This is a genomic window from Aerococcus mictus (assembly GCF_003286595.3).
Taxonomy (GTDB): Bacteria; Bacillota; Bacilli; order Lactobacillales; family Aerococcaceae; genus Aerococcus; species Aerococcus mictus.
In genome coordinates this window covers 830,652-843,069 of record NZ_CP132985.1, presented here as the reverse complement: position 1 = coordinate 843,069, position 12,418 = coordinate 830,652, and the positions used below count along the sequence as shown (strand labels likewise).

At 37.9% G+C, this 12,418-nt stretch carries 3 protein-coding genes; all 3 read right to left on the bottom strand.

Features of this window, described 5'->3' with window-relative positions:
- Positions 1-148 precede the first annotated feature (148 nt).
- The 3 genes from DBT49_RS03860 to DBT49_RS03850 all read right to left on the bottom strand — a co-directional run bounded on the left by DBT49_RS03860 (position 149) and on the right by DBT49_RS03850 (position 12,072).
- Positions 149-856 carry a hypothetical protein gene (locus DBT49_RS03860; protein ID WP_083300447.1) on the bottom strand — a complete coding sequence of 236 codons (708 nt, stop codon included), beginning with the start codon at positions 854-856 and terminating at the stop codon, positions 149-151.
- Positions 857-3,353: 2,497 nt separating this feature from the next.
- Entirely contained in the window at positions 3,354-3,815 is a 462-nt protein-coding gene (locus tag DBT49_RS03855) for a GNAT family N-acetyltransferase (protein ID WP_070559107.1), read from the bottom strand.
- Positions 3,816-5,031: 1,216 nt separating this feature from the next.
- Positions 5,032-12,072 (bottom strand): G5 domain-containing protein, encoded by a 7,041-nt coding sequence (locus DBT49_RS03850; protein ID WP_181562746.1) that lies wholly within the window; start codon positions 12,070-12,072, stop codon positions 5,032-5,034.
- Positions 12,073-12,418: the final 346 nt, after the last annotated feature.

Sequence of the window (12,418 nt, the reverse complement as noted above, 5' to 3'; positions counted from 1 at the left end):
TAAATTCATTATAACATGCATCTATCTCGTATCGTAAAAATGAGTACATATACAATATTTTAACTTTCATAAAAATAAATTAAGATAGCACTATAAACTGTGTCACAGGTTAGACCGATGGACAATAAGCTAGATCCTTATTAATATACTAGAAAAAAAGAAAATCTTTCAAACCATAGATTCTTAGAGCTAAAACAATTAGAAAAATGCCAATGATTACTAGCAAGATTGGTAAAATCTTATTAATAAAGAAATCCAATACACCTGAAATCTTGTTATAAATTCTAAGCAAAGAAGAATGAAAAAATACTGAAGCAAAATACATTAAAAATAAAGGCCAGTTAAATAAAAATAAATTATAAAAAAGTATTAATAAAAAAGCAAAAGCGGGATTAATATCAATAAAAATTAAGTAGGTTAAATACGCAATATAGGGAGCCGCTGAGGTTAATTCAGCTAAGCAGGATATAACTCCTGTCAGAAACAATTGAATTGGATTTAACTTTCCCCCTTCAGTTTTACTAATAGATTCATTTGAAATTTTTTCTTTTTTATTCGTCTTAAAATACATTTGGTACGCCTTGCGCATTAAGTAAAAGCCTAAAAATAGCAGTATGATCGGTAGAAATAAAGGAAACTTTTGATGTAACGTCAGGCCAATATCGGCTATTATTTGTGCTAACCCAAAATAATACAGACAACCGAAAATAAAATTAGTAATCCCAATCCCAAAAATATAATATAGGATACTATGTTTAGATTTAGTTTTTGACTGTAGAATGAACTGCTGAATGAGAGCAATTGGATTCAGTCCATCAGACAATCCAGCTATTAAAGTAACAACTACGACTTGCATCATTATATCTCCTTTCTAAATAAAAATAGCTATCTCACCACACACTATGGCCTAAGTGCGGTAAAATAGCTATCCGGCGATAAGCTTATAAAAATAGAAAAAGATGCAGAAGTAGCTGAAAGCGTACTTCTACAACTTAATTAGCTTCCCTAAAAATTAAAATCTCAGCAAGGAGAATGTTAGCTGTACAGATAATAACTAATCTGACATTGAATTTTTGAAGGATATATAGGAAGCTATATCCAGTTTTCGTTTCGACTAGTATGAAAAAAGGCTGACTATTTTTGGGAAAGGAAAACAGAACATATATCCTTCTTATTGACTATCTTAGTGGGAAAATATAAAAATTGCAAATAAATAACATGACGCAATAAAATAGTGTCGACAACGTTAACTGAATATTATAATAGCATTCTTCTATTTTGAGATGTATAAAACCTTTAATATAAGATAGTTATACTCTAATATTTACTATATAACTATATTACACTCAAACTTAAAATAATAAAACTGTAGAAGTGGCTAATCTTATCTAACTACTTCTACAGTCTTACTTATCTTCCCGTTTTAACTTTAATGAGGAATCGCTAAATAAATTGAAATGGGTAAGAAAATTTATTCAACATAACAATTTACGGGAAGAAATATCCCCTCTAAGTTCCATATGTCTTAAGAAAGGTAAGTGGAGAGGACATTTAACACTATATAAAGTCTATAACAAAAATAAGCTTTTATCAACCATAACAGATTCTATAATATTAATGTTAATAGTACTTTCGATTCTCAATAGGACCAAATACTATGGAATGAAATGCCATGTCTCTTTGAAATATAATACTAACTATAACAATTCACTACAGCACTATTTGATAGACATAATAAAACAAAGCGACTACCGTTAAGATAGTCGCCCGAAAGGATTTAGGGAAGTATAGCACTCTTATCATCGCTACTTACTAGTAAAAATATGAAAAAATACTCACAGATTACTTTAGAGTGTATACTTAACCTCTCTTAAGTATATCATAGAATAACTAAAATAATATCAAGATAAAAGGCTGCAGAAATAACATATACCATTTCTGCAGCCAGTAAGAGGTTCCTTATTAAGTTTTTATTCTATGTCTTTTCTAAACGAAGGAATGTGACTATTCTATCAGCTCTGAAAAAAGAGGATATGAGGAACCTCTTGTTCCACTATTATTCATATAAATAATGGCATAGTATCCTCTAACAGTTTATGATACTGATAAAAAGAAATATTATCAACAAAAAATAATAGCACTTTTTAAAGAATAATTTAGCGAGATGTTCTTCTCATTAACTGTAAAAAAATAAAATCTACGAAAAGCCATTAAATATGGAACAACTTTATACAAATCACCATATATGTAACTAATAGCGCTATGCCAATAGTTTTGCAAATAGCTATTATATGAAACGGTATGCTTATGTATATTTTATACGCTGAAAACCCCTGATAAACAGGGGATGGGAGAGAATGTATTCGGACAATATACATCCACTATAAATACAGAAGAGACCTATCTCTGCATATAGTATGATACAATCCTTTTTTCTAATTTTCAATCGAGTTTATAAAATTTTAAAATAAAAAGATAGGGACTATGTTAGGACATACTCCAAACACAAGCACTCTAACAAACAGACCATGTTATATAATATATAGCTTAAAAAAACTAATAATGGGGACAAAAGACACTATTTCCATCCAACATTTTACAACTTTACTTACTAATTATTCGGTTATACTGAGTAAAAAAACAATTATAAATTTAATCCAAAAATAAGTATTACAATGTTTTTTCTTTACTAAGTTAAAATTTCAATCTCATAACACTATTTATTGTCATAGATTTGGTAAACGTAAATAAAAAAACCTCCTATATAGGAGGTAATATTGTGATGGACATTTTCATTTTTGCCAAACACAATCACATTAGACCATAAAATGGAGGAAGCACTGCAGCATCCTTAGACTATCGCTAAACATTAGCTCTAATCCGTATATTGATACTATACCATATAACACATTACTAGTCAAAACAAAAAGACGACAAGCTCTAGTTGAAAACTTATCGTCTTGAAAGGATATCAGGGAACAAAATTCCGCTATTTTTCTCTGCATGAAAACACCTTTTAGGACAAATAGAAGTTAAATTTAAAAATAGACGGAAATAAGGACTATCCCTTCAGTTCCATACTAACTATAATACGTAATAAAATCAAGTCTATCAATATTATGACTAACCTTTCAGAATGGCCTCATTTTTCGTTTATAAATGCCACTGCACATCCATAATAAAGCAAAATAAAACACCCCTACGATATCATAGGGATGTGTATACGGACACATTATGTTACACTAAGATACATATAATTGTAATTTTAACATATAATCAGCGTTCGTCAAGCACAAAAGACAATTTTTATTTAACTAAATATTCAATAACTATACCTTATCGTAGATAAAAGCTTATTCACTACTATTATCTATTTGATAAGTATAATTAATCCATGTCCTATCTTCCTCAGCACCTTGTCGTTTATAAAAGACTTTTGCTTTTTCGTTCCAGTCTGCAACTGTCCATTTTATTGACCAGCAGTTATTAACTTTTGCTATCTCCTTTGCCTTTTCAAAGAGTTGTGTACCAATCCGCTGACCTTGGAAACCTTCTTTTACAATAAGCTCTTTCATATGCATATAAGGCTTATGCTGGGCAGTGTAAAACTGATAAAAATATACTAATATTCCTACTACTTCTCCATCACTATCTGCTAATAAACAATTTGCTAACTTTTTTTCCAGTATTTCTTGTTTAAGTAATTTTGGAGTAATAGCAAAGGTGTCAATATAACCTTCATAGGTTGCTAAGTCTTTCATAAGTTCCCATACCTGCATTATGTCCTTTTCTTCCATTTTTCTTATTGCTATCATCTTCTAAATCTCTCCTTTTTATTTTAAAGGATCTGATTGTCTTTTTTTATTATACAATGAATATTTGTATTAAGCTAATTAAATGATGTTAACTCACATGGGGGAAATCTATCATTTGAATGACTTCAGTTAATTTTAAAGTAATTAATTTTTAGCACATAGTAAATAATATATAGTCTACCTTATTAATTTTGTAATTATCGACTATCACACTACCTAATCATTATAGTAGTAAATAACAGTCTTATTGAATTCGTAAGGGAGAGTCTTCACATTGGTAGAAGCATCTATTCAATATAGCTAGTATCTATATGAAAATAAAACACTATTCACTTTGTATAAACCTTAAAAATGTTTATGAAATATATTCTTATAATTAGTTTCTATATATCAGAATTTTTATTATTTATCTCAGTATTTTTAAATTTCACATATTTCTATTAATTCTTTATACAATTTACAAACATTATTTCTACTAAAAAGATTATTTTCTATCACCTTTATATAAAGTGATTCCATTATCAACGAATTTACCGTAAAGAGGCTTAGATAAAATAAATCTCGATATCGACAATTTTCTAGAGTATCTCCATTTTTTTGCTTCAACAAAGGTAACTATAATAAAATCGTGTTAACAAACAATTTCATCTATTGAGAAGCTGTCTATATCCATAAATTTAATACTGAAATTTAGAATAAAATAAAGGTTCAGCGGGTTTCTTACTTTTAATAAAAGATATTGCACTTCAGGTATTAAAATTGTAAGATAATAATAGAAGAGTTAGAGCTCTTCTCCCTATTTTATTTTCTATAGTTTTCCTAACGTGGCTATAAGAAGTCATATTACCTAATGGAGAGGATTTTGAAAAATCCTCTTTTTCTATTTAATAAATTATAAAATATGTTGATATTTATAAAAAAATATTGTACTATATTATATGAAGAGATCCATCTCTTCTAGCATATCTATAGAATGTGTTTTCCATTGAATACATTCTCTTAAGCCCCTGGGTTTTCAGGGGCTTTTTTGTAGAAAAAAAAATATTTTCTATCATTTTAAAATCTGCTGAATAATAAAAAAGCTGTAGACCATGAGGATACTTACTCATTATGGTCTACAGCTTTATTTGTCTTTAAAAAATTATGGGAAAATCTTATACATTCTGTTAACTTTCATTAAGCCTCTAAAAAGCGCTAGTTTTTAAGAATTAAGTCCTTAATTCTTTTTCTTACAATCAAGTTTGAGACATCCCAATCCAGCCAGAAGTAGGGATAAACCGACTCCTGTCACTGAAGCAACCGCACCTGTTTGTGGTAAGACTGAAGCCACTTGTACAGGTTCAGTGCATGCTGTCGAGCTGTCCTTTTGACTGGCAGGGTTTAAAGTTGCAGATGACACAAGGTCATGAGCTGACTCATCGTTGATCAGCTTATCTGTTGGACTATCTCCTCCTGAACTTTTATCTGTTGAGACTTCTCCGTCAGCGATACCGTTCCCTGGTCTAGGATTATCGGGCGTGTTGTCACCTGATGGATCATTTTCCCCTGGTACTAGTCCATTAGAGCTAGACCCACCTGGTTTGTCAGTAGGTTTAGGATCTTCTGATGTCTGACCACCTGGTCTGTCATTACCTGGTTTGTCATCACTTGAACTAGGATTTTCCGGTGTATCCGTTCCTGGGTTTGGTTCTCCAGGATTAGGAGTTTCGGGGTCTTCTCCCTCTGGACTGTGTCCACCTGGTGTTGGTTTATCATCAGGTTTGTCTTCATTTGGCTTGTCTTGGCCAGGTTGATCAGGTTGGCCAGGAACTGGGCAGATTGGGCAATCTGGTCCCACTTCAATGATATGATCAAGAGCTGCGACTTCATTGTGACGGTCTGCTTGGAGAGGGCCGTCAGCTTGGCCATTCTTAATCTTTTGGGTAAAGGTCACGTCATAAGAGCCTTTGACACCTTCTTGGACGGTCTTCACTTGACCTGGTTTCAAGGCCTCATTGCGGCGTACGATTACCTTAAAGGCAGTCTCGAAGTGTTCCGTATGGCTGACTTGACCAGTAAAGTCCTTGTCACCTACTTTAATCACTTCGGTCACTGCTTCCTTAGTTACCACAGCATTTGGACTACCGACAACTTGAGAGTTTTCAATGGTTACGGTGGTAGTCTTTTGACCGACTTGACCAGGGGTTTCTACCTTGTATTCACCCTTGTTTAGACTTGGGTCAACTTCCACGACCACCTTGAATGGAATTTCTTCCGTATGGGTGTAGCTTCCATCGGTCTTCGCTCCAATGCGGACAATTTTCTTCACTGGGGCCTTGGTTTGCTTGGTCTCACCTGGAGTCGATTCGGTCACTTGACCATTGACAATGGTATGGGTGGTTGGAGTTTCTGCTTCACCGAGAACGCCTTCTTGGTCAACCACTTCTGTTCCTGGTGCTAGGTTTGGATCCACCTTGTACTCCACTTCAAATGGGACTGAATCCTTATCGACGGTGGTGAAGTTTCCGGTCAGGTCTTCATTGCCTACTAAGATCACCGCTTTTTGTGGTGCCTTAGTGGTGGTGAAGTCCGAAACATTGCTTACCTTAGAGTTTTCAATGGTGATGGTCCTTTCCTTGATACCACTGACTCCTCTTTGATCTACACCGTTCACATTAGCATACTTCCATTCGCCCTTCTTGAGGCTTGGATCGTATTTGACTTCTACCTCGAATGGGATAGTATCGGTATCCTTGAAGCTGCCAGTAGTCTTAGCCCCGATTTCAATCACGCGGTCTTTTGGTTCTCTGACCGTGGTGTAGTCACCGAGGACTTGTTCGCCAAGTTTTCCATTGGTGAAGGATTGGCGAACTGTCCGTTCCTTGAGACCAGTATTACCTGCCTCAACCACCTTGATTTCATTTGGCGCCAAGTTAGGGTTGATGGTGACTTGGGTATGATTTGGAATTACATCGGTATCCTTATATTCAAAGTTTCCAGTGTAATCCTTGGTCCCAACGATGATTTGTTGCTTGGCTGAGGTCACCACATTTTCAACGGTGTTGACCACTTGGCCGTCAACCACCTTGGAAATGACCTTGCTTTGGGTCTTGCCAGGGGTGACTTGACCGGCTTGAACAAAGCCCTTGTCCTTGGTGTTGTCGTAAACATATTCGACTTCAACTGGAACGTCTTGTTGGATTGGGGTTTCAGTGCCAGATACTGGCTGGGTACCAACTTCGATGACCCGGTTAACTGGTTCTACGCGGTTGGCTTCGGTCTTCACTAAGTCCCCTTCCGCTTGGCCATTCTTGATAACTTGACTGTAGGTCACGTCAACGGAACCTGGCTTGCCTGCTTCAAGAACTTTGGTTTCGCCAGCTTTGACGTTGGGGTTGTAACGGATTTCCACCGTATTTGGTACCGGAACCGTTTCGGTATGGGAGACTTGACCAGTGAAATCCTTGTTTCCAACCTTGATTAAAGCATTTGTGGCTGGGGTTTCTTGGATCACCTTGCCTTGGCCGACCACAGAGTTAGTAATTGGCCATTCGGTGGTCCGTGAGCCCACTGTCCCTGGGGTCACGATTTCATACTTGCCGGCTTGGATAGCTGGGTCGTATTCTACCGTGTAGTTGAATGGGAGGTCTTCAGTGTAAGTATGGACACCTTCTGTCTTAGCGCCCACCTTGATCTTGCGGTTGACCGGTGCCTTGGTTTGAACCGGATCAGAAACCACTTTCTCACCCGGCACGCCGTTGGTGATGGTTTGGGTCACCTTGGTGGTCGTTTCGCCTAGTTGGCCTTTTTGAACTTCAACCACTGCATTTGGAGTCAGACTTGGGTCGACTTCAACTTCGGTTTCAAAAGGCACCACATTGGTGTACTCGTGGCTGAACTCGCCGTTATAGCCTTGGGTCCCCACAATAATCTTCTTATTGACAGGCGCCTTGGTCTCAGTTGTAGTCGTGGTGCCTGGAGTGACCGTGCCATCTTGAGCGGTCACTGGAGTGGTCTTGCTTTCTTCACCTGGCACCCCTGTGTTTGGCACGACTTCAACGCTTCCAGCAGGCTTCGTATTGTCGTATTCGATTTCCACATCGAATGGTTTTTGGTTGGTGGTCATCACAGTGGTAGAGCCAGTTAAAGGCTTGGTGCCAACACGAATAATGTGTTCTTGAGGCGCGCTTTCCGCTTTGACAGTTGAAGTCAGGGCGCCATCCGCTGTCCCATTCTTGATGGCTTGGGTATAAGTCGTGGTCTTAGAACCTGGAACGCCTTCTTGGTCGACATGGTAAGTGCCCTTATCCATGGTCGGATCTTCAACAATCTTGATTGGGAAAGGCACTTTTTCAGTGACATCGTGGCTGACTTTGCCGGTGAAGTCTTGGTCACCCACTAGAACTACGGCGTTAGTTGGTTGTTCATTGATAATTGGTTCAGAAGTAGCGGTCACTTGCGAGTTTTCGATAGTCAGGGTCTTGGTTTGACTACCTGGCTTACCTGGGGTTTCAAGCTTGTATTCGCCCTTCTTCAAACTTGGATCCTTCTTAACTTCCACTTGGAATGGGATGGGTTCCGTCACTTGGTAGCTACCGTTGGACTTAGCCCCAATGCGGACCACCCGTTTGACTGGATCCTTAGTTTGAATACTTTGACCTGGGGTTGAAGCGGTCACCTGACCATTTTGGATGGTGTGGGTGGTTGTGGTGGTCTTCTCACCGAGTTCACCTGGATTTTCGACCACTTCTTTACCAGGTTCAAGGGTATTGTCGACGATATATTCAGTCTCATAAGGAATTGGATCCTTGTCCACGGTTTCAAAGCTGCCGGTGTAATCTTTTTGGCCCACCTTGATGACTGCATTGACTGGGGCTACCGTTTCGACAAGCGGCTCGCCTACGACCTTGGAGTTCTCAATGGTCCAGGTCTTCTTATTGGACCCGGCTTGTCCTGGGGTTACGATCTTATAGTTTTTGGTCGCGTCAGGATAGTTCTTGTAGAAATCCGGATCGAATTCCACTTTATATTTGAATGGAATTTCATCGGTATCGACAACGGTTCCGGTAGTCTTGGTGCCGACCTTAATGATTTGATCTTGTTTTTTGGTGATATCCTTTGTCGTCACTCTACCCGGAATAAGAATCTTGCCCTGCGGACCATTCTTTTTGTCAATATCTAATAACTGATCGATAGACTTGCCGTCATATTGAGCTTCTTCCCATTCTTCTCTATAGATTTCACCATTTCCAAGATCAATTTCCTCAAATACCTTTGCGTTTTTGTTGTAGAGAGTTTTATCCCAATAGCCTTTTTCTACCATGAATTTGGCGATCTTGTCGTAGTTGATTTCTCCATTCTTCAAAAAGCCACCGTCTACATCGCCATTGGTAAGGTAATCATTAAGCTCATCTAAATCAGCAATTTGCGCTGGGGTGACTCTCGTTTCGGTCTTACCGACAATCCCTTCTTGCTCAACGACTTTTTCGCCTGCTGGCAAGTTATTGTCAGTGATCACGGTCGTTTCATATGGGATATCATTAATGTGTTGGTACGGTGCAACGCGAATCTTACGCGGTTGCATTGGACTAGTCACTTCTTGAGTGATTTTCACTTCGCCTGTTTTCGGATCTCTTACGGTTTTGACAGTCACTTCACCGTTTTGACCTTTCTCCATGATTTCTTGACCTACCTTAAGCGTAGGATCCACAATATATTCGGTCGTCATCGGAATAGTGATACGATTAACTGCTGGCTTGACTCCTACCTTTACTAAGCGATCAACAGGGTCAAGTATCTTGGTTTCAGTGACCTTCTTTAAGCCCTCGACAAATTGCCCTTGGTCATCGTAATGGCCTTTAACGCCATTGATAACAACCTGTTCAAAGGTTAACTTGGATTGACCAGGCGTTCCTGGAAGTTCAATCTTGATCACGCCAAGAGGCAGACTCTCGTCATATTCCTCACGTGAATCGAAAGGTATCTCCTTGGTTGTCTCATGGGTCACAGTCGCTTTGTACTTGGGACGGGCGATGAATTGAGCTTTAACGGTTTCTACTCTCTTTTCGCCAGTAATCGGAGCTATATAATTAGCCTTTACTGGAACATGCAGTATTTCACCACCTATAATGTCCGTGTTTTCTGGAACTACAGCGGTTACTTCTCCAGTTTGAGAGTTAATGGTTACATCTGTCCAAACATTACCCTTGTCATCCTTATAAATATATTCTCCCTGTTCATTAGGAACTAACTCAAAGGATATCGGTTTAAGTTTATTTGGATTGTCGGATATTTCAGGAGTTAAAGTGAGCTTATCTCCCTGAAAGCCTGCCTTAGCATGGTACTCCGGTTTGTTGTTATCAGAATCTTTAACAACAAAGTAGAAATTATGATTGTCAGTCGAACCGTTGGTGTAGGTATAGACAACAGGTAAATACATGGTATCCCCTGGATTCGCAGTGGTGGGTGCAATGACGGTAAACTCTGATGGATTACCAGGTGTTGTTTCTATTTTCCAACCCTTAGCTTCTGCTTCTTTTTTAAATTCCTCGATAAAACTTCCTTTGGTTAGACCCTCTACCCGTGCTGCCTCCATTTCTTCATAATTTTTAGAAGAAGGATCCACGCCTTCTAACTTACCTGAAGGTGAATTAATTTTGAGAGTAATAGACTGACCGGGTCTTAAAGCATTCGAATAAGCCGTATCGTCTTCGGACTGGATGCGGTTAAAGGTCTGCTCATAAAAGCGGGTATCATCCAGGTGAACCGTGATCTCACCCAGGCTGTTGTAGTGGTCATATCTTGCGATACCTTGCTTATCGATTTTTACCTCTTGACCATTATGAATGATAACCTGGGTACCAGCATCAGTACCAACGTAGTATTTATCTTCATATCCTTGAATTGCATTGACTTCATTAACGATCGCTGTAAATTCTTCAGCCGTACGCGGTCTGGCAAAGAATTCTGCTCGTAAACTTTGGATACCTTCAAAACGTTTATTATTGAAGATAGATTCAGGGTCTTCCAGAGCACCCTTAGGCATCTTGAAAACAATATCGCCTTCTGTAAGAGTAGATTCATCTACTCCCATGGCCACAGCGAGCGCTGACTTATTAGCTGGGCTAACTAATATCGCCCGGGCTTCACTAGGATCTACTACTGTCCCGTCAGGATGATAGACCTCTGACGTGACTCGGGTATAGTCTTCTGGATCTAGATTTCCAATTCTAGCGCCTGTTTTGACATATTGCCCCTTTACCGGCACCTTATCAACCGTCGTATCGCCCACGACCTGAATGATAGAAAGTTTTTTGTTCTCATTAGGATAAGGGTTTACTGAGAAGCCCGCCCCGAAATTTTCACCTGTGAACATTTTTTGGTTCGGATTATCTTCGGTATATTGCGACTTCCAGGCAATATTTGTTTTATTATTACCAACCTTGTTCAGATCAGCTAGGAAGCCTTTTCCAGTACTAATATTAATTTCCGTTTGTCTACCTTTTGAAACGTCAGCAGAAATATTACTTTCTTGTTCTAGAGTAGTTGGATAGTTCACCCCAGAGAAATCCGGATCCTGGTTAGGTTTTATAATTTCTCCGTTAGTCTGACCATCAACTGGCGCACCTCTTTGGTTATCCGTGACATAGACACCATTATAGGTTCTTTGGGATTTCTCTCTATCGATATCAATCTGGATACCAAATTTTCTTCTTTTTCCTTCCGGAAAAGAGTAGGATGGGTTAACAACTTTTACAGTAACCCCTTCTTTGGTCGTCCCAACTGTTTCTGCGGTAAAGCTTCCACTAATTCCATTATTAGCAAGATCAGATACCCTATAATTGCCAACTTGATTTTCATCAGCAGATACTGAATTTTCTTTATCTGTCTTTACCTTTCCATCTTCATTTTTGGCTACTCCGTCTCGAAGCGTTTCTTTTTCTGCTGTCGCATTAACTCCGTTAGCTACTCCTTCTGCTGGGGCTAACTCTGCAGCTGCTGGAGCTGCTACAGTTTCTGCAGTTGAGCCTTCATTTGTTAGATTATCTGCCGTCGCTACTTCCGTTGTAGTACTATCTACTGAACTTGGTGAAACATCGAATCCACTAGTTTCGACAAAATCTTCTGCTAAAGAATTTGTGTTTTCATTTAAATGGCTCATTGCATGATTTTCAGCTGCCTGGACTTCTTGTCCTTGTCCTGCTAAAAAAGCTGCGATAGCAACACTCGCAACACCCAATGTGGTCTTACGGATTGCATATTTATAGTTTCTCTCCATTTTGCTCCTCCAATAAATCATAACATCAATGTACTTTTATGAATAAATCAAAAAAATAAAACTATGTGCTCATAGTTTCCATATAAAAATAAGATAAATTATAAATTAAATAAACAACTCCTGTCTTATTTATAGTTCTTCTATGAATATAAATAAAGCAACAAAAATATACAGTTCTCATCGTTTATACTCTGAATTATTCAAATTGTAGATATTATTTATTTTACCTTAAAAATTAGTAAGATACAAAACAATTATTATGAGAATAGTACATCGTGTAGATATTTTACATTAATTCTTTATAAAATTCTCTAATAAAATATAAAATCATCTGCTTTTTTAACAA